We start from the raw sequence: 18,135 nt of genomic DNA, 5'->3' as shown, positions 1-18,135 counted from the left end.
GCAGACTCTGGCTAACCTCGCTGCCGGAGCAACACCGTCTTCGCCTCATTGAGCTTGGCCGCCAGGTAGTCGGTGCCCCCGCGATCCGGATGCAGCTTCTGTATCAGCCGCCGATGCGCGGCCACCACCTCCTCCGCGGTGCAGTCCGGCGCCACCCCGAGCACCTCGCAGGCTTCCCGATAGGACATGGCCCCGCTACCACTTGCCTGCTGGTGCCGCCCTCCCTGCTGCTGGTTATGCTCGCTGCCCCGATGGCTCTCTCGTTCGCTCCGTTGTTCCCCCCCTGGCCTATCACGGCGCTGCTGGCTCGCCCACCGGTCCAGCAGCGGCCAATAGCGCAACAGCGCCGGTAATTTCTTCAGTAGCGGCAACAGGGCGGCAATACCGGCGGTGATGACGTGAATACGGCCGGTCACCACCAGTATGATCAACACAATCGCAAAGCCTGCCAGCAACAGTTTCCAGCCGGACCGCTTGCGCTGCTCCGGCGACATGGCCCCCCATTGCCTCAGGACCACAAACACGATGGCGGCCAGGGCCAGCCCAAGTACCCATTGCATTTATGCTGTTCCCTATATCTCTGCCGGTAACTTTAAGGAGCCTAAGGATTCTACTTCGGTAACTTACCGTAAGTATTAACCCAGATAACCCGGTGACAACACCCATCTGGCTTGTATAGGATGCTATCGTTTAAGCTAAAGCTACACATTCTCAACTTTTTACTTGATTCATCATTCTCTGGTGGCGGCATTCCGGGGCTGCCACCGTTACGGAACTTGTGATCCAGGACCTGAATTATGCGCACCGCCTCCCGCTTTCTGATCGTTCTGCTCTTCCTCGGTGTCGTCCTCGGCGGCATTTTTGGCTACAAGTTTTACCAGTTTGGCCAGATGAAGCAGATGTTTGCCCAGCCCCAGCCACCGGTGATGATCTCCGCTGCCACCGCGCGCCTGGACAGCTGGACACCCGCCAAGAAGGCCGTGGGCAGCACGCTGGCGGTCAACGGCATCGAAGTCGCCAACGAAGTGCCCGGTGTGGTTGAGGTCATCAATTTCGAATCCGGCGACGCGGTGACCGCCGGAGACGTGTTGCTGCGACTCGATGCCGCCATTGACGAGGCGGCGCTGCGCACCCGCCGGGCCGAAGCCCAGCTGGCGGAGCAGGAGTTCAAACGGGTTTCCGACCTGCTGCCCCGACGTGCGGTGTCACAATCCCAGTACGACGAAGCCAAGGCCAATTTCGACGCCGCCCAGGCCCGGGTCAACGAGGCCGAAGCCACCCTGAGCAAGAAAGTGATCCGGGCGCCGTTCGACGGCACCCTGGGCCTGCGCATGGTAGACCAGGGCGAGTACCTGGCCACCGGCAGCGCCATTGTCGAGATCAACATGCTGGACCCGATCTACGTCGATTACACCCTGTCGGAGAAGGATCTGCCCCTGGTCCAGACCGGCTATGACGTGGAGGTCACCGTGGCCGCCATGCCCAACGAAGTGTTCCATGGTCGGGTCAGCGCCATCAACACCTCGGTGAACCCGGAAACCCGCACGGTGCGCATCCGCGCCACCATCGACAACCCCGCCGGCAAACTGCGCCCGGGCATGTTCGCCACCATCCACACCCGCCAGCCCGACGACGTGGAGGTGATTACCGTGCCGCAGACCGCGATTTCCTACAACACCTACGGCGACTTTGTCTTCGTGATCGAAGCCAGCGAAGGTGACCAGCTGGTGGTCAACCGCCGCACCGTGGAAACCGGCGCCGTGCGGGATGGCCGGGTAACGGTGCCGAGCGGCCTGATGGCCGGCGAACAGGTGGTGTCCAAGGGCCTGCTGCGGCTGCGGGCCGGTCAGCACGTCAAGATCCAGGATCCCGCCGCGGAACAGCCCACCACGGAGGCCACTGAGTAATGAGATTCACCGACATTTTTGTCCAGCGACCGGTGCTGGCGACAGTGGTCAGCCTGCTGATCCTGTTGCTGGGTACCCGCGCCGCCCTGGACATGGAAATCCGCCAGTATCCGAAACTGGAGAGCACCACGGTCACGGTCACCACCGCCTATCCGGGGGCCAGCTCTGACCTGGTCAAGGGCTTCATCACCAACCCGCTGCAACAGGCAATTGCCGAGGCCAGCGGCATCGATTACCTGACCTCCACCAGCTCCCAGGGTGTATCCACCATTCAGGCCCGGATGGAGCTGAACTACGACGCCAACGCGGCGCTGGCGGAAATTCAGGCCAAGGTGGCCAGTCAGCGCAACGTGCTGCCGGCGGCGGCCCAGGACCCGGTGATCACCTCCACCACCGGCGATTCCACCGCGCTGATGTACATTGCCTTCTACAGTTCGGAACTCAAGGTGCCCCAGATCACCGATTACTTGGCGCGGGTGGTGCAGCCCAAGCTGCAGGCCTTGCCGGGCGTGGGTCAGGCCGGCCTGCTGGGCCGCAAGTTCGCACTGCGGGTGTGGCTGGACCCGGACCGACTATCGGCGGTGGACATGACGCCGCGGGAAGTGGTCGACATTCTGCTGAAGAACAACTACCAGGCTGGGGTCGGCAACACCGAGAGCGACTACACCAAGATCTCGCTGACCAGCGATACCGACGTCGCCGACCCGGACCAGTTCCGGGATCTGGTGATCCGGGAGTCGCAAGGCACCCTGATTCGCCTACGCGACATCGCCCGAGTGGAGCTGGGCTCGGAATCCTACGATGAGCTGGCGCTGTACAAGGGCCAGCCGGCCACCTACGTGGCCATCGAGCTGTCCCCCGGCGCCAACCCGCTGTCCGTGGCCGGGCTGGTGAAAGACATGCTGCCGGAAATCGAGCGGCAGCTGCCGTCCGGCCTCGACGTGCGGCTGGCCTATGACGCCTCGGACTTCATCGACGACTCCATCGACGAGGTGATCCAGACCCTGGTCGAAGCCCTACTGATCGTACTGGCGGTGGTGTTCCTGACCCTGGGCTCACTGCGAGCCGCGATCGTGCCGTCGGTGGCGGTACCGCTGTCACTGGTGGGCGGTGTGTTCCTGATGCTGCTGATGGGCTTCTCCCTGAACCTGCTCACCCTGCTGTCGATGGTGCTGGCCATCGGCCTGGTGGTGGACGACGCCATCATCATGGTGGAGAATGTCCACCGTCACATCGAATCCGGTGAGACCCGCTTCAACGCGGCCCTCAACGGCGCCCGCGAAATGGCCATCCCCATCATCGCCATGACCACCACCCTGGTGGCGGTGTACGCCCCCATTGGCTTTATGGGCGGTCTGGTGGGCTCCCTGTTTACCGAGTTTGCCTTTACCCTGGCGGGCACGGTGGTCGTCTCCGGGATCGTGGCGCTGACCCTGTCGCCGATGATGGCCGGCAAGGTGCTCAAGCCCCACGGCAACCCGGGCAAATTCGAGGTGCTGGTGGAGCGGGTCTTCACCGGCCTGGCCAACGGCTACAGGCGCGCGCTGTCCTCAGCCATGGAAACCATCTCCGTGGTGCTGTTCTTCGCCACGATGGTGCTGGTGTCCATCGTGTTCATGTTCATGCTGAGTCAGAACGAGCTGGCCCCCACCGAGGATCAGGGCATCCTGTTCTATCAGGGCCTGGGGCCGCAGACCGCGAACCTGGACTACCTGCAGGAGCACGGCGACGAGGTGCAACGGCGGATGGCGACCATTCCGGGTTACGAGGAAGACTTCATGATCCTCGGCATCACCGGTCCCAACGCTGTGTTCGGCGGCTTCAAGATGGCGCCGTGGAGTGAACGGGAGATCTCCCAGTTCGAGGTGCAGCCGATGCTGCAACAGGAGCTTGGCAAGGTCACCGGCCTGCAGACCGCGGTGTTCCCGGTGCCGTCCCTGCCCGGCTCCGACGGCCTGCCGTTCCAGTTCGTGATCACCACCGGCGACGACTATGATCGCCTCGACGGCGTTGCCAACGAGCTGCTCGGCCGCGCCATGGCCAGTGGCAATTTCATGTTCCTGCAGAAGTCCATCAACTTCGACCGCCCGGTCACCCGCATCCACGTCGACCGCGACCGGGTCGCGGATCTGGGATTGTCGATGCAGGATGTCGGCCAGGCGCTGTCCAGCATGCTCGGCGGCGGCTACATCAACTGGTTCAGCATGGACGAGCGCTCCTATCAGGTGGTGCCCCAGGTGGAGCGTGACTTCCGCGCCAGCGCCGAGGCCCTGGATGCCTACTACATCCGCGCCGACAGCGGCGACCTGGTGCCCCTGGGCAGCGTGGTCAGCTTCAGCCACGACGTGGAGCCGTCCCAGCGCACCCAGTTCAACCAGCTCAACTCGCTGACCCTGCAGGGCGTGGTGATGCCCGGGGTGACCTCCGGCGACGCCATGGCGTTCATGGAAGGCCTGGCCGAGGAACTGCTGCCGCCGGGCTTCAGTTTCGACTACACCGGCGAGAGCCGGCAGCTGGCCACCGAGGGCAGCGCCCTGATGGTGACCCTGTTGCTGTCCTTGCTGGTGATCTACCTGGTGCTGGCGGCGCAGTTCGAGAGCTGGCGTGACCCGCTGATCATCCTGGTGTCGGTGCCCATGTCCATCGCCGGCGCCATGGCGTTCATCGTGCTGGGCTTCACCACCGTCAACATCTACACCCAGGTGGGGCTGATCACGCTGATCGGGGTGGTGGCGAAGAACGGCATCCTGATTGTCGAGTTCGCCAACCAGCTTCAGCAGGAACGGGCCCTCAACAAACGCCAGGCGGTGATCGAGGCGGCGGCGATCCGGCTGCGGCCGATCATCATGACCTCGCTGGCGTTGATCGTGGCCATGGTGCCGCTGCTGATTGCCTCTGGCGCCGGCGCCCAGAGCCGCTTCGCCATCGGCATCACCATCACCGCGGGCCTGGGCATCGGCACCCTGTTCACCCTGTTCGTGCTGCCGGCGGTGTACATCCTGCTGGCCCGGGAACACCACGACGTGGCCCCGGCGAAGCTGCACCAACCGGAACCCCAGGCCTGATCGCCTTTTAGCCTCAGGGGGACAGGCTTAAGCCTGTCCCCTCCCATCCTGAACCTGTCCCCCTCGCCTTTCAGTCGCATTTCCCCGGCGGTTCGGTGTAGGCTTGCATCACTTTCCCTCACCCACTGCGAGACCCTGACGTGACCCTCGGCACTCTCTTCTGGCTGTTCCTGTTCGGCTTTGTCATCTGGTACTGGTGGCGGGCCAAGGCCATCAAGGACTCGGTGCTGACCGCCGCCAAACGCTATTGCCAGCAGATGGACGTGATGTTGCTGGACGATGCCGTGTACCTGCGAGGGCTGTGGTTCAAGCGCGACCGCCAGGGCCGCATCCGGGTGTGGCGGCGATTCCTGTTCGACTTCACCGCCACCGGCGAAGAGCGCTACGTGGGCCGGGTGATCATGCTGGGTCAGCGGATCGAACACATGGAGCTGGAACCCCACCGTTTTGACAGCAGCCACTGACACCACCCTCACCCCAAGCCATTGATCCGGCAACACTTTGTTACACGGCTGTCATCGAATTGTCATAAAACTGTCGCATTCTGACCGCGTTTCCCAAATTTGCTGGTCATTATGAGGCTCTATCATGTTGTCTGCGGTCCGCCACTTCCGGGCACTGTGCCTGCTCGCCCTTGCCCTGCCCGTCCTGACTCACGCCAATGACATCGAGCTGCACGGCTCCAACACCGTGGGCGCCACCCTGGCGCCGATGCTGGTGAGCGGTTTTCTCGGCCAGCGCTTTGGTAGCGAGGTGAGCGCCAGGGCAGGCCAGGCGGATAACGAACAACTGCTGACCGCCAGCCAGGGCAGCAAGCCGGTCTCCGTGCGGATCGCCGCCCACGGCTCCAGTACCGGCTTCCGCGCCCTGAACGACGGTACGGCTGACCTCTGGGCCTCGTCCCGACCGGCCAAACCGGCCGAGATCGATGCCCTGGCCGCCGAGGCAGACCTGACGGCCGCCGACAACGAACACGTCATCGCCATCGACGGCCTGGCCATTCTGGTGCACGCCTCCAACCCACTGGATCGCATCAGCATCGACACCCTGGGCCGGATTTTCGCCGGGCAGATCCGCAACTGGTCCGAGCTCGGCGGCCCCAATCGCCCGATCCGCCTGTACGCCCGGGACCACCAATCCGGCACCTGGGACACCTTCAAGACCCTGGTGCTCGGCAACACCTATACCCTGGACGGCTCCGCCTTCCGCTACGAATCCAACGACCAGCTGTCCGACGATGTCAGCCGTGATCCCGCCGCCATCGGCTTCAGCGGCCTGGCCTCGGTGCGTAACAGCAAGCTGCTGGCGGTGTCCGATGGCCAGGCCCCGGCCCTCAAACCGACCCAGCTGACAGTGGCCAGCGAAGACTATCCGCTGTCCCGACGCCTCTTTTTGTATAGCCGTAATGACGATCCGACACTGGTGAACGAACTCATCGAGTTTGCCCAGAGCAGCGCCGGCCAGGACCTGGTCGCCGCCGCCGGCTTCATCTCGCAAACCCCCATCGCGATGGATGTGGCTCACGACCACAGCGTGCCGGAGACCTTCCGCACGCTGACCCGGGACTACCGCCGGCTGTCAGTCAATTTCCGTTTCGCCGAGGGCCGCACCCGGCTCGACAACAAGGCCCACCGGGACTTGCTGCGTATCCGCGAGTACCTGGCGCGGGAAAACAGGGAAGGCTCTGACCTGATGCTGATCGGTTTTGCCGACCAGCAAAGTAACGAGCTGCGCGCGCAGATGATTTCCGAGTTACGGGCGATGTCGGTCAGCCGAGCACTGCGGAACCTTGGCTCCAGGGTCACCGCCTACACTGGCTATGGTCACTACATGCCTGTGGGTAGTGCCGGCGGCGAGAGCGGCGCCCAGCGCAATGGTCGGGTGGAAGTCTGGGTCAAGCGCTGAGCCGATCCAGAGCGGACACAGGCCTTCGGCAATTCCCTATTCCGCTGCACTAACCCCGGCGAGAACGGTTTTCTATACTGCAAGTGAGGCTTACCCCTTTCACTTGCAGACCGGGACCATGGACATCAACAGCAGCGACCACCACTACGCCATCAACCTGAACGTTCGCGGCATTCAGCCGTCGGCCACCCTGCGCATCAACGAGCTGAGCAATCAGCTGCGCCAGGAAGGCCGGGACATCATCAAGCTCGGCCTGGGCCAGTCACCGTTCCCGGTCCCCGATCGGGTGGTCAAGGCCTTGCAGGCCCATGCCCACGAGAAGGACTACCTGCCGGTCAAAGGCCTCAGGGCGCTGCGGGAGTCCATCGCCGGTTACATCAACCGGGGCGAACGCATGCGCTGCAGCTGGGAGGACGTGCTGATCGGCCCCGGCTCCAAGGAACTGCTGTTCATCCTGCAGCTGGCCTACTACGGCGACCTGCTGATTCCGCGGCCAAGCTGGGTGTCTTACGCCCCCCAGGCGCGGATCATCGGCCGCTCGGTGTACTGGCTACCGACCCACGCCGAGAACAACTGGCAGCTGACCGCCGAAGAGCTGGACATCATCTGTCGCGACGACCCGTCCCGACCGCGCATCCTGATCCTCAACTACCCGTCCAACCCCACCGGCTGCACCTACACCGACGACCAGCTGCTGGCCATCGCCAACGTGGCGCGCCGGTACAAGCTGATCCTGCTGTCGGACGAGATTTACGGCGAGGTTCACTTCGAGGGCAAGCACAAATCCATCGCCCGCTATTACCCGGAAGGCACCATCATCAGCACCGGACTGAGCAAGTGGGCGGGCGCCGGCGGCTGGCGCCTGGGCACCTTCATCTTCCCGGCGGAACTGCGGCCGTTGCAGGACGCCATGGCGATCATCGCCAGCGAAACCTACACCGCCACCAGCGCACCGATCCAGTACGCCGCCATCACTGCGTTCGACGGTGGTGACGACATGGATGAGTACCTGACCCAGTCACGCCGGGTCTTGAAAGTGGTGGGGGAATACCTGCACCGCCGGCTGAGCGAGATGGGGGCCATCGTGCAGAAACCGGAAGGGGCCTTCTACCTGTTCCCCAACTTCGACAACTTCCGCGACGCCCTGGCCCGCCACGACATCATCACCAGCCAGGCGCTGTGCCAGGCGCTGCTGGAGAGCACCGGCGTGGCCATCCTGCCGGCCAGCGACTTCGGTTTCGTGCCGGACCACCTGGGCGCCAGGCTGGCATTTGTGGATTTCGATGGCGCCGGCGCCCTGGAACTGGCCGGCGGCGACTACGCCAACCAGCCTCTGGGCGACGACTTCGTCCGGCAGGCCTGCCCGCGCCTGGTGCTGGCGATGGACAAGATGGAGGGGTGGCTGGGGCAGTTGTAGGCCCGCCCAGCATCACAGAGGGCACCTGCGGCTCACTGCCGGGTGCGCCAGGCTCGGCCTACTTCAAACACTTGGCCAGCTTCTCCGCCGCGGTGCGGCTGATGTTATGCAGAATACCCAGGTTGGCGTCGGTGGAGGCAATCACACTGAGCACCAGTTTGTCCTTCAGTTTCAGGGTCAGGATGTAGCCGTCGCTGTTTTCCACAATGACGAACTGGCACTGCTCCTGCTTGGCTTCCCGGGCGATGGTTTCGCCCAGCGCCAGCATGGAACTCATCATTGCCGCCAGCTTGGCACTGGGCAGGTCCCGCTTGAAACGATTGATCACGTCGTGCCCGTCCACCGTGGATATCAGCACGCCATAGACCGCGGCGCTCTTCGCCATCATGGTGTCAAATACGTCTTCGCAAAAACGCTGGCCACCTTCAGTGATTTTTACTTGGTTCATGGGTTCTGCATTCCTGATCATGCCGTTGTAAATTCAAGGGAGGAAATCAAGGCGGTCACCAGCAGGCTGACATCTTCGGCGTCCCGCACGTCCACTTCCATCGCCGGGAACACCCGCCCCCAGCCTTCCAGGCGTTGGTAGACCTCGTCCAGGGAGGGCGTCTCGCTCAGGTCCCGCCGAGTAACACCGATCACCACACTGGTACGCTCAATAAAGTCGGCGAAGTTTTCCAGGTACATGTCGAGGTCGGCGAGGGGATCTTCCCGACTGCAGTCCACCAGAATGATGAGCCCCAGCCCGCCTTCCACCAGGATATTCCACATAAACTCAAAACGACGTTGCCCCGGGGTGCCATAGATAAAGACCTTCTGACCGTCGTCCAGGGTGATTTCGCCGAAATCCATCGCCACCGTGGTGACCTCCTTGACCGCGGCCAGGTCATCGGTGGTGGCGGTATCGGTCTTGACCGGGGGCGTTTCGCTGATGGCAGCGATGGCTGTGGTTTTGCCCGCACCCGGTGGACCGGTAATGATGAGTTTTATTTCCGACACTGGCAGCCTCGCATTGACGTCATTTTTTTAGGCGGGATCGAATTTTTTCAAACAGGCTCTTGTTGGCCGCGGGCCTCTCCCGGACCACCGCGACCGGCTCGCTCGCCGCCAACCGCGTCCTGAGAATTCCGAACAGCGCGGCGGCATTGAGGAACGCCACCACCTCGCCTTCGGGCAATCGGGTCAACGCCTGAATGTCCGCAACCGTGATCCCGGATTTGCGGCTCAACAAAGCACACAGATTGAAATACTGCTGGGAACTCTTGATCAGGGCCGGCGGCGGCCAACGCACCAGCTTGAAGTTGCTGGACGGGTCCAGATGTTGCAACAGCCGACCCTCGGAGCCATGCAGGCCAACCCACCACAACAACGACTGGGCATTGCGCCACTCGTGCCCGCTGGCGACCTCGACAAAGGCCTCGGCGCTGGACTCGATGATCAGCTCCGCGGCGGGAAGGGCAAACAGCCCTGGTAGATTGGCTGCGGCAGCGGCGGTCGTACAGGTATCATTCGAGCGGTTGAACACCACGTAATCGGTGCCGGCACTGATCTTCAGGTAACCACTGGCGCAATCCGACACTTGCTGCGCCACGGACCCCGTCGTGGCGTCAGCCAAGGTGGCTACGGTTCTGTCGCCCTGGGCATGCCCGCCAGCGAGAACCGGATCCGACAGCCCATTGAGTATGGCAATCAGATCGGCGGCTCGCAGCGGTTTGTTCAGCCGCCGGTTCAAGGGAAGGTCCGGGGAGCTGGCAGAATAGGCAATGGTGGTACAGCGGTCATCCTGGCCGGTTTGCTTCCAGGCCGTCACCGCTTCCGGGTTGTCGGTATCCAGCAGCACCACATCTGCCGCTTCCGGCGCTGAGTACACCCAGTCTTCGCGAGTCCTGGCCCCCAACAGATCTGTCAGTGCCTTGAGAACCGTTTCGTCCTTCGGAGAGAGCCCGATACTGGAAAGGTTTTTCACTTCGAGGTTCCCCAACTCATCCTGAGCCAATTGCCAAGGCCTTATATATAATCCGCCATTACTCTGGGGACCGCTCAATATAAGAAACCGGCAATACACGACAAAATGAATGTCATTAAACAGACATATATGCCGCCCAAATGGGCGGCATATATAACGGTCAGTAAAAACCGGAGGTCTTAAATGGCAAGATCCAGGCCTTTTTCGACTTTCTTGAGCACCATGCGGGCCATGCCCAAGTTGCCACTGGCTTTGTCCAGTACCACGTAGAGGAAGATGGCCTCGTTACTGTCCAGCATCCGAATCAGGTGGTATTGGTCGTCCAGGGTGATCAGGATGTCTTCGATCCCCCCATCAATACCCAATGCTTTCATGGTCTTGCGCTTGGCCCGGATCACTTCGGTATTGCCTGCCGCCGCGGTATCCAGATCAAACTCACCGCCCCCTTGCTTACCCAGAACAAGACCCGAGTCACTGTCCACCAGACAGGCACCCACAATTCCTGTGATTTCCTTCAACCCTGAAATATCGGCCATTTTTAAATTTACCTCGGAACAATTATTTGGTTATTGAATTATTTTGATATGCAAGTTTTTATCCATACACTGCGACTAAAGTTGAATACTGCCTGACCACCACCTTAGTCATTGATTTAAAATTATATCCAGCCCAATTCGGGCGCAATGACATTGCTGTATCCGAGTGTAATAAGCTTTGATACATTCGCTGACAAAACTGTAACTAAACGTGGAAGTGTCCCAAAACCACAGGCACTCAGTCCCTATCGTTCTCAACACCGGACCAGTAGACCCCTTGTCCCGACCCTCCAGGAATGGTTCCATACTCGCTTCCCTGATCCACTTGAGGAAGGCGCCTTGTCTGCTATTACCGATTTCGCTGAGCAACTCGCCCGGGACGCCGGCGACCTGATCCGCCGCGAGCGGGAGGAAAATACCCTCCGTACCGATTACAAGAAGCAGACCGAGCTGGTCACCCACGCCGATCTGCTGGCGGACAAGTTCATCACCGACGCCATCCGCCAGCGCTTTCCCGGGCACCGTATTCTCTCCGAGGAGTCCATGCCCGATCTGCGTCAGGCCGAGGAGCTGGACACGCCATTGTGGATAGTCGATCCCATCGACGGCACGGTGAACTACGCCTACGGCCACCCCCAGGTGGCGGTATCCATCGCCTTTGCCGAGAAAGGCCAGGTGCAGGCTGGGGTGGTGCATGCGCCGTTTTCCGGCGAGACCTTTCGCGCCACCAAAGGCGCGGGAGCCACGCTCAATGGTGCGCCGATTCAACACAGCGGCTGCGCGGTGCCGCGGGAAGCGCTGTTTGCCACCGGTTTCCCCTACACCAAGGATACTCTGGCACCGCTGGTACGGCGGCTGGACGCGATGATTCACCACTGTCGGGACCTGCGCCGGATCGGTTCGGCGGCGCTGGATATTTGCTGGGTGGCCTGTGGCCGGCTGGATGTGTACTACGAAACCGTTAGCCCCTGGGACTTTGCCGCGGCCCGGCTGATTGCGAAAGAAGCGGGCGCGCGGGCCGGGCACTTTGGCACCGTGCCGGCGGGCTACCCGGAGGATTTGTGGGGGCAGGACATTCTGATCTCGGCACCGGCGCTGTTCGAGACGGTGCGGGCGCTGCTGATGCAGGCGGGCGCCGAGGCGGACTGATCGTCACCGGCGCGGGACGGCCTCAGCCCTGCCAGACGCCGTCCACCAGCACCGGCCAGGCAGCGTCGAAGTGGGCCGTGGGCTGACGCTCGAAGGACGACCGCACGAAGCGCTGCAGCCGGCCCTCGACAAACACCAACACCCAGTCGGCGGCGCGGGTGGCGCTGCCATTGGGCCGCAGGCCCTGGCGAATCTCGCCCTCCTTGATGACCTGACGGATCTGGGTTTCCAGCCGTTCGAAGAACTGGGAGGCGCGCCGGCGCAAGGCCTCGTCCTCACCCATCAGGGCATCGCCGGTCAGCACCCGGGTCAGCCCCGGGTTGCGCTCGGCGAACACCAGCAACAGGTGCACCAGCTGGCGCAACCGGATCGGGGCCTCGCTTTGCTCCTGCAGGATCAGCTGGCAGCGGGAGAACACCGTGTCCTCGGCGAACTCAATGAGACCCTCGAACATCTTGCGCTTGCTGGGAAAGTGGCGATAGAGCGCCGCCTCAGTCACGCCAACGGTACGGGCCAGGCCCGCCGTGGTGATGCGGGCGCCGGGGTCGGTTTCCAGCAGACTGGCCAGGGCTTGCAGGATGACTTCCTGACGGCTTTGTTGTTTTTCTGTCATGGCGATACAGCGTGTCCAGGGTCAGAGCGGTCAAAAGGGTTGGATGGGCTCAGAAAAAGGTGCCATCCAGCGGCGACGAGGCACTGGCGTAGAGCTTCTTGGGCATCCGCCCCGCCAGCCAGGCCTCGCGGCCGGATTCGATGGCCAGGCGCATGGCGTTGGCCATACGGATCGGATCCCTGGCCTGGGCAATTGCGGTGTTCATCAGCACACCATCACAGCCCAGCTCCATGGCGATGGTAGCGTCGGAGGCGGTGCCCACGCCGGCATCCACCAGCACCGGCACCCGGGCATTCTCGACGATCAGGCGGATGTTGTAGCGGTTCTGGATGCCCAGACCGGAGCCAATGGGGGCGCCAAGCGGCATGATGGCGATACAGCCCATCTCTTCCAGCCGTTTCGCCAGCAGCGGATCGTCGGAGCAGTACACCATGATCTGGAAACCGTCCTTGATCAGTTCTTCCGCCGCCACCAGGGTTTCGGTCATGTTCGGGTACAGGGTCTTTTCCTCCCCCAGCACCTCCAGCTTGACCAGGTTGTGGCCATCAAGCAGTTCCCGCGCCAGTCGGCAGGTGCGCACGGCATCCTTGGCGGTGTAACAGCCGGCGGTGTTGGGCAGGATGGTGTAGCGCTCCGGCGAGATCACATCCAGCAGGTTGGGCTCATCCGGGTTCTGGCCAAGGTTGGTGCGGCGAACTGCCACGGTGACGATTTCCGCCCCGCTGGTCTCTATGGCCTGCGCGGATTCGGCCAGGTCACGGTACTTGCCGGTGCCCACCAGCAGCCGGGACTGATAGGTCCGGCCGGCGAGTACCAGCGGTTTGTCTTCGGGCAAAGATGGGGCGGCAACGTTGGTCATGGTACACCTGATTAGATCGTTGGACGGGGACCCTCGGCAGGGCGCTGAGCGCTGCGTTTAACCGCTCTGCCGGGCATCGGTAAAAGGTTGGGCGGCCGCGGTCAACCGCCGCCGATGGCGTGCACCACTTCCACCCGGTCACCGGCACTGAGCCGGTAGTCACCGTGCTGGCTGCGGGGCACGATCTCTTCGTTGACTTCCACCGCCAACCGCTTGCCCTGCAGCGCCAGGCGCTCCAGCAGGGTGGCGATGGTCGCCGGCTCGGCCAGTTCCATGGCGTCGCCGTTTACGTGAATATTCATCATTCGGACACTCTATCGTTCAACGCCGGAGCCCGGCCACAACAACCAGCCCCCAGCCAATCATAAAACACAATCCACCCAGCGGGGTGACCGGCCCCAGCCAGCTCAGCCCGGTCAATACCAGCAGGTACAGACTGCCACTGAATAGCAGGATTCCGGCCAGGAAAAACCCGGCCGCCGCCAGCAGCCAGCGCCGGGGGCCACCCAAGGCTACCAGCATTGCCACCAGGATTAACGCTAGCGAATGGTATACCTGATAGCTGACGGCGGTGTGGAACACCTCAAGCCCCCGTTCCGTCACCAGCGCCCGCAGGCCATGGGCGCCGAAGGCGCCGGCCATCACCGCCAGCAAGGCCAGCAGCGCCCCCGTGACCAGGGGAAAACGCGGCAGCGACAAGCGTTCAGCAGTCACAATGAATTCGCTCCCCGCTGTCCAGGTTCATGATGGTGAGGGCACCGCCCCAGACACAGCCGGTATCCAGGCCAATGAACTGCTCACTGCCGGTACGCCCCTCCAGCGCGGCCCAGTGCCCGAAAATCACCTTGACGTTATCGTGACGGGGGTAACGGAACCAGGGCGCGAAGCCGCCCGGAGCGGCGTCGGCGGATTCCTTGGTGGCCAGCTCCAGGGTGCCATCCTCCGCCACGAAGCGCATCCGGGTGAAGTAATTGGTAATCGCCCGCCAGCGATCGATGCCCGTCAGACCGTCGTGCCAGCAGGCCGGCCGGTTGCCGTACATGTGGGTAAAGTAGTCCCGGGCCTGGGGACCACGAATGACCGCTTCCACTTCCCGGCCCAGGGCTTGGGCCTGATCAAGGCTCCAGATGTGGGGCAGACCGGCATGGGCCATGAACAGGTGCCGGTCGCGATCGTACAGACACAGCCGCTGCTGACGCAACCAGGCCACCAGGCGGTCGTGATCGGGCGACTCGAGAATATCCGCCAGGGTGTCCTTCCTGCGGGTCTGGTGGCCACCGAGGGCCACCGCCAGCAGGTGCAGATCGTGGTTGCCCAGCACCACGGTGGTCGCGCCGCCGAGACCTTCCAGGAAGCGCAGGGTTTCCAGCGACGCCGGACCGCGGTTGATCAGATCTCCCGCCACCCACAGACAATCCCGGGACGGCGAAAAAGCCACCTTGTCGAGCACCGACCGCAGACGGTCGTAGCATCCCTGAATGTCGCCGATGGCGTAGTCGGTCATGACGGTTCGCGCTCCCCCGCTCCTTCATCGCCCGTAGCCGTTTGCGCGGCGGCCACGGTGTCGGCAATGGCCACGTACTGGGCCAGGGTCAGATTCTCCGGGCGCAGGCCATCATCGATCTCCAGCGCCTGCAACTGGGCCACCGACACCACGCCGCCCAGGGCCTTGCGCAGGGTCTTGCGGCGGGCATTGAAGGCGGTACGCACCACCATTTGCAGCACCCCAAGGTCCTGGGCCGGGTGTGGCAAGGTCTGGTGGGGCACCAGCCGGACGATGGCCGAGTCCACCTTGGGTGCGGGCCGGAACGCCCCGGGACCGACCTCGAACAGCGGCAGCACCTTGCAGAAATACTGCGCCATGATGCCGAGGCGGCCGTAATGGTTGTCGCCGGACACCGCCGCCAGCCGCTGCACCACTTCCTTCTGCAGCATGAAATGCATGTCCTGCACCACACCCGATTGACTGAGCAGGTGGAAAATCAGCGGCGTGGAGATGTTGTACGGCAGGTTGCCGACGATGCGCAACGGCCGCTCCGCGACCAGCTGACGGAAGTCGAACTTTAACGCGTCGGCTTCGTGGATGCGGAACTGCGGGTAATTGAAAAACTTGGTGCGCAGCACCGGAATCAGGTCCCGATCCAGCTCCACCACCTGCAACGCGGGATTGACCGCCAGGATCTCCTCGGTCAGCGCGCCGAGGCCCGGACCGATCTCCACCATGGCGTCGTCCGGCTGGGGATTGATGGCACGGACGATGCGTTCGATCACCCCCGGATCGTGCAGGAAGTTCTGGCCAAAACGTTTACGGGCTTGATGCCCGGCCTTGCGACTCATGGGGATTCTCCAGACGGTTGGGCACGATGGCAGCGCGCCATCTGCTGAGCCACCGCAATGGCGGTGTGCAGGCTGCCGGCATCGGCGCGGCCGGTTCCGGCCAGATCCAGGGCGGTGCCATGATCCACCGAGGTCCGCACGATGGGCAGCCCCAGGGTAATGTTGACCGCCCTGCCGAAGCCCTGGTACTTGAGCACCGGCAGCCCCTGATCGTGATACATGGCCAACACCGCGTCCGCCTCCCGCAGCCAGTGAGGGGTAAACAGGGTATCAGCCGGCAGCGGCCCGGTCAGCTGCAGGCCTTCGCCGCGCAGGGCGGCCAGGGTCGGTTCGATCACCTCCAGTTCCTCCCGTCCCAGATGACCACCCTCGCCGGCATGGGGATTGAGTCCGGCCACCAGGATGCGCGGCCGGTCGATGCCGAAAAAGCGGCGCAGGTCCTGATCCAGGATGCGGGCCACCTGGCTCAGCCGCTCCGGTGTCACCGCCGCAGCCACGTCTTTCAGCGGCAGGTGGGTGGTGACCAGGGCCACCCGCAGCTCCTCGGTGGCCAGCATCATCACCACCCGCTCGACCCCGCACATGGCCTGGAGGAATTCGGTGTGGCCGCTGAAGGCGATGCCGGCCTCGTTGATCACGCCCTTGTGTACCGGCGCGGTCACCATGCCGTCGAAACGGCCGTTGAGGCAGCCCTGACAGGCTTCGCGGAGGGTATCGAGCACATAACGGCTGTTGCCGGCATCCAGGTGGCCGGCGCGGCTGCTGACCAGTCCCGGCACATGGTACACCGACAGCTGGCCGGCTTCCGTCACCGCCGTGGCCCCCGGCTGCCAGGGCACCAGGGTCACGTTCAGGCCCAGCGTCTGGGCCCGCTGCTGCAGCAGGTCATGACTGGCAATGACCACCAGACCGGCACTGCGCTGCGCCTGCGCCAGCTGCAGACACAGTTCCGGGCCAACGCCGGCCGGCTCTCCGGCGGTGAGGGCGAGGGTGACAGGCCGGGGCATCAGGCGCTGTCGCCCCCGTGATCACCGACCTTCACTTCCACAAAGGCCTCATCACGGATTTCCCGCAACCAGGCCTGCAATTCCACGTCGAACTTGCGGCGGTATATGGCCTGACGGGCCTCACTCTGGCGGATCTGGTCGCTGATGTCTTTTTGCCGGCGCTCCTGCACCTGCAGGACGTGCCAGCCGAACTGAGAGCGGAACGGCCCCTTAAGCTCGCCGAGCTCTGCCTCCACCATCGCCTGCTCGAACTCCGGCACCATCTGGCCACGGTTGACCCAGCCCAGATTGCCGCCATCGGAACCGGACACCGGATCGTCGGACTGGGCCTTGGCCAACTCGGCAAAATCCGCACCCGCCTGCAGTTCACGGTACAGGTCACGGATACGACGCTCGGCCTGAATGTCGGTCACCGTCTCGGTGGGCCGGATCAGGATGTGGCGAACCCGGTGCTGCTGGATCAGCTGTTCGGCGTCGCCGCCCCGTTTCGCCAACACGGTGATCAGGTGAAAGCCGCTGCCGCTGCGCAACACCGCGGACGGTTGGTTCAACGCCAGCGTCGGCACGATGTCTTCCACCAGCGACGGCAGCTGGCTCTCTGGCCGCCAGCCCATCACGCCACCGTCCAGGGCGTTGCTGGCGTCGGACTCCGCCACCGCCGCGGCACGGAAATCGCGGCCATTGCGAATCTCGTTCAGCAGCCGCTGGGCCTTGGCCCGGGCCCGTTCCACCGCTGCGTCGTCACTGAAGTCATCCACCGCCACCAGGATGTGGGCCAGCTGGTACTCGGTACCGCTGTCCGGACGGCTAGCCTGGGCGGTCAGGTAGTTGCCGACTTCACGATCGGTCACCCGCACCCGGTTGCCGACGCTGCGTTGCTGCACCCGACTGATCAGCATTTCCTCGCGGATCTGATCCCGCGCCTGGGCGTAGGTCAGACCCTCGGCGGTGAGCTGCTGCTCAAACTGCTCCAGCGACAGATTGTTGCGACGGGCGATGGAGTGCAGGGTCTCATTCAGCTCATTGTCGCTGATGCGCATGCCCATCTGTTCGGCCCGCTGCAGCTGAATTGAATCGGTAATCAGCTGATCCAGCACCCGCTCCGCCAGCAACGACCGAGGCGGCAGGTTCGTGCCCTGGGCCGTCAGCCGGGACACCACCGTGCGGACCCGGGCATCGAGTTCGGACTGCAGAATGACGTTGTCCTCAACGATGGCGATCACCCGGTCCAGGGGCTGACGCTCGGCCTGAACGCCGGCGGCCAGCAACCACACCACCATCAACACCATCGCTTGTACACTTCTGCGCCAATTGGCCCTCATAACCACCTCTGTCTGCTTCATTGGCAACGGCCATGAATGTGTTTGGTAACCC

General features: G+C 63.3%; 19 protein-coding genes. 6 read left to right on the top strand and 13 right to left on the bottom strand.

All coding sequences use genetic code 11. The features are described from left to right. Nucleotides 1–11: 11 nt before the first annotated feature. Entirely contained in the window at nt 12–560 is a 549-nt protein-coding gene (locus N6L25_RS07175) for a DnaJ domain-containing protein (RefSeq protein WP_271979116.1), read from the bottom strand. Between the two features lie 237 nt (nt 561–797). On the opposite strand from N6L25_RS07175, the gene N6L25_RS07170 reads away from it, so the two are divergent. From N6L25_RS07170 to N6L25_RS07150, 5 genes are all read left to right on the top strand, one after another. Beyond that, nucleotides 798–1,907 (top strand): efflux RND transporter periplasmic adaptor subunit, encoded by a 1,110-nt coding sequence (locus N6L25_RS07170; RefSeq protein ID WP_271979115.1) that lies wholly within the window; start codon nt 798–800, stop codon nt 1,905–1,907. Beyond that, a complete protein-coding gene (locus N6L25_RS07165; protein WP_271979114.1) occupies nt 1,907–4,972 on the top strand; it encodes an efflux RND transporter permease subunit in 3,066 nt (1,021 codons plus the stop codon). Before N6L25_RS07170 ends, N6L25_RS07165 begins: the two co-directional genes overlap by 1 nt. A gap of 140 nt (nt 4,973–5,112) precedes the next feature. After that, a complete protein-coding gene (locus N6L25_RS07160; protein WP_271979113.1) occupies nt 5,113–5,436 on the top strand; it encodes a DUF3301 domain-containing protein in 324 nt (107 codons plus the stop codon). 124 nt (nt 5,437–5,560) lie between these two features. After that, nucleotides 5,561–6,877: a substrate-binding domain-containing protein gene (locus N6L25_RS07155; protein WP_271979112.1), complete on the top strand. Its 1,317-nt coding sequence runs from the start codon at nt 5,561–5,563 to the stop codon at nt 6,875–6,877. A gap of 118 nt (nt 6,878–6,995) precedes the next feature. After that, entirely contained in the window at nt 6,996–8,294 is a 1,299-nt protein-coding gene (locus tag N6L25_RS07150; RefSeq protein ID WP_271979111.1) for a pyridoxal phosphate-dependent aminotransferase, read from the top strand. A 58-nt stretch (nt 8,295–8,352) separates the two neighbouring features. Here the strand turns inward: N6L25_RS07150 and N6L25_RS07145 are convergent, their stop codons facing one another. The 4 genes from N6L25_RS07145 to N6L25_RS07130 all read right to left on the bottom strand — a co-directional run bounded on the left by N6L25_RS07145 (nt 8,353) and on the right by N6L25_RS07130 (nt 10,796). Beyond that, nucleotides 8,353–8,742: a roadblock/LC7 domain-containing protein gene (locus tag N6L25_RS07145; RefSeq protein ID WP_271979110.1), complete on the bottom strand. Its 390-nt coding sequence runs from the start codon at nt 8,740–8,742 to the stop codon at nt 8,353–8,355. A 17-nt stretch (nt 8,743–8,759) separates the two neighbouring features. After that, entirely contained in the window at nt 8,760–9,293 is a 534-nt protein-coding gene (locus tag N6L25_RS07140) for a GTP-binding protein (protein WP_271979109.1), read from the bottom strand. A 19-nt stretch (nt 9,294–9,312) separates the two neighbouring features. Next, nucleotides 9,313–10,260 carry a hypothetical protein gene (locus N6L25_RS07135; RefSeq protein WP_271979108.1) on the bottom strand — a complete coding sequence of 316 codons (948 nt, stop codon included), beginning with the start codon at nt 10,258–10,260 and terminating at the stop codon, nt 9,313–9,315. 179 nt (nt 10,261–10,439) lie between these two features. Then, nucleotides 10,440–10,796, bottom strand: a complete 357-nt coding sequence (locus N6L25_RS07130; RefSeq protein ID WP_271979107.1) for a hypothetical protein — start codon at nt 10,794–10,796, stop codon at nt 10,440–10,442. Nucleotides 10,797–11,135: 339 nt separating this feature from the next. On the opposite strand from N6L25_RS07130, the gene N6L25_RS07125 reads away from it, so the two are divergent. Further along, nucleotides 11,136–11,945, top strand: a complete 810-nt coding sequence (locus tag N6L25_RS07125; protein WP_271979106.1) for an inositol monophosphatase family protein — start codon at nt 11,136–11,138, stop codon at nt 11,943–11,945. Between the two features lie 22 nt (nt 11,946–11,967). On the opposite strand, the gene slmA is transcribed toward N6L25_RS07125, so the two are convergent. From slmA to N6L25_RS07085, 8 genes are all read right to left on the bottom strand, one after another. Then, the gene (gene slmA, locus N6L25_RS07120) at nt 11,968–12,558 is read right to left on the bottom strand and encodes a nucleoid occlusion factor SlmA (RefSeq protein WP_271979105.1); all 591 of its coding nucleotides are present in this window, start codon (nt 12,556–12,558) and stop codon (nt 11,968–11,970) included. A 49-nt stretch (nt 12,559–12,607) separates the two neighbouring features. After that, the gene (locus N6L25_RS07115; protein ID WP_271979104.1) at nt 12,608–13,417 is read right to left on the bottom strand and encodes a thiazole synthase; all 810 of its coding nucleotides are present in this window, start codon (nt 13,415–13,417) and stop codon (nt 12,608–12,610) included. A gap of 101 nt (nt 13,418–13,518) precedes the next feature. Continuing rightward, complete coding sequence (gene thiS / locus N6L25_RS07110; protein WP_271979300.1) at nt 13,519–13,719, bottom strand: sulfur carrier protein ThiS; 201 nt, start codon at nt 13,717–13,719, stop codon at nt 13,519–13,521. A gap of 19 nt (nt 13,720–13,738) precedes the next feature. After that, nucleotides 13,739–14,059: a DUF423 domain-containing protein gene (locus N6L25_RS07105; protein ID WP_271979298.1), complete on the bottom strand. Its 321-nt coding sequence runs from the start codon at nt 14,057–14,059 to the stop codon at nt 13,739–13,741. 61 nt (nt 14,060–14,120) lie between these two features. Then, a complete protein-coding gene (locus N6L25_RS07100; RefSeq protein WP_271979103.1) occupies nt 14,121–14,921 on the bottom strand; it encodes a symmetrical bis(5'-nucleosyl)-tetraphosphatase in 801 nt (266 codons plus the stop codon). Then, nucleotides 14,918–15,754, bottom strand: a complete 837-nt coding sequence (gene rsmA, locus N6L25_RS07095) for a 16S rRNA (adenine(1518)-N(6)/adenine(1519)-N(6))-dimethyltransferase RsmA (protein ID WP_271979102.1) — start codon at nt 15,752–15,754, stop codon at nt 14,918–14,920. Before rsmA ends, N6L25_RS07100 begins: the two co-directional genes overlap by 4 nt. Then, entirely contained in the window at nt 15,751–16,761 is a 1,011-nt protein-coding gene (gene pdxA / locus N6L25_RS07090) for a 4-hydroxythreonine-4-phosphate dehydrogenase PdxA (RefSeq protein WP_271979101.1), read from the bottom strand. Before pdxA ends, rsmA begins: the two co-directional genes overlap by 4 nt. Then, entirely contained in the window at nt 16,761–18,083 is a 1,323-nt protein-coding gene (locus N6L25_RS07085) for a peptidylprolyl isomerase (protein WP_271979100.1), read from the bottom strand. Before N6L25_RS07085 ends, pdxA begins: the two co-directional genes overlap by 1 nt. Nucleotides 18,084–18,135: the final 52 nt, after the last annotated feature.

The organism is Marinobacter sp. SS21 (assembly GCF_028369065.1).
GTDB lineage: Bacteria > Pseudomonadota > Gammaproteobacteria > Pseudomonadales > Oleiphilaceae > Marinobacter.
Note: the sequence above shows the minus strand (reverse complement) of the source record. Positions and strands in the feature narration are given on the sequence as shown.

What these genes read in the sequence shown, in the direction of transcription:
- N6L25_RS07175 (WP_271979116.1), bottom strand. Translation starts at nt 560, where the DNA reads ATGCAATGGGTACTTGGGCTGGCCCTGGCCGCCATCGTGTTTGTGGTC.
- N6L25_RS07170 (WP_271979115.1), top strand. Translation starts at nt 798, where the DNA reads ATGCGCACCGCCTCCCGCTTTCTGATCGTTCTGCTCTTCCTCGGTGTC.
- N6L25_RS07165 (WP_271979114.1), top strand. Translation starts at nt 1,907, where the DNA reads ATGAGATTCACCGACATTTTTGTCCAGCGACCGGTGCTGGCGACAGTG.
- N6L25_RS07155 (WP_271979112.1), top strand. Translation starts at nt 5,561, where the DNA reads ATGTTGTCTGCGGTCCGCCACTTCCGGGCACTGTGCCTGCTCGCCCTT.
- N6L25_RS07150 (WP_271979111.1), top strand. Translation starts at nt 6,996, where the DNA reads ATGGACATCAACAGCAGCGACCACCACTACGCCATCAACCTGAACGTT.
- N6L25_RS07145 (WP_271979110.1), bottom strand. Translation starts at nt 8,742, where the DNA reads ATGAACCAAGTAAAAATCACTGAAGGTGGCCAGCGTTTTTGCGAAGAC.
- N6L25_RS07130 (WP_271979107.1), bottom strand. Translation starts at nt 10,796, where the DNA reads ATGGCCGATATTTCAGGGTTGAAGGAAATCACAGGAATTGTGGGTGCC.
- slmA (WP_271979105.1), bottom strand. Translation starts at nt 12,558, where the DNA reads ATGACAGAAAAACAACAAAGCCGTCAGGAAGTCATCCTGCAAGCCCTG.
- N6L25_RS07115 (WP_271979104.1), bottom strand. Translation starts at nt 13,417, where the DNA reads ATGACCAACGTTGCCGCCCCATCTTTGCCCGAAGACAAACCGCTGGTA.
- thiS (WP_271979300.1), bottom strand. Translation starts at nt 13,719, where the DNA reads ATGAATATTCACGTAAACGGCGACGCCATGGAACTGGCCGAGCCGGCG.
- N6L25_RS07105 (WP_271979298.1), bottom strand. Translation starts at nt 14,059, where the DNA reads ATGGCCGGCGCCTTCGGCGCCCATGGCCTGCGGGCGCTGGTGACGGAA.
- N6L25_RS07100 (WP_271979103.1), bottom strand. Translation starts at nt 14,921, where the DNA reads ATGACCGACTACGCCATCGGCGACATTCAGGGATGCTACGACCGTCTG.
- rsmA (WP_271979102.1), bottom strand. Translation starts at nt 15,754, where the DNA reads ATGAGTCGCAAGGCCGGGCATCAAGCCCGTAAACGTTTTGGCCAGAAC.
- pdxA (WP_271979101.1), bottom strand. Translation starts at nt 16,761, where the DNA reads ATGCCCCGGCCTGTCACCCTCGCCCTCACCGCCGGAGAGCCGGCCGGC.
- N6L25_RS07085 (WP_271979100.1), bottom strand. Translation starts at nt 18,083, where the DNA reads ATGAGGGCCAATTGGCGCAGAAGTGTACAAGCGATGGTGTTGATGGTG.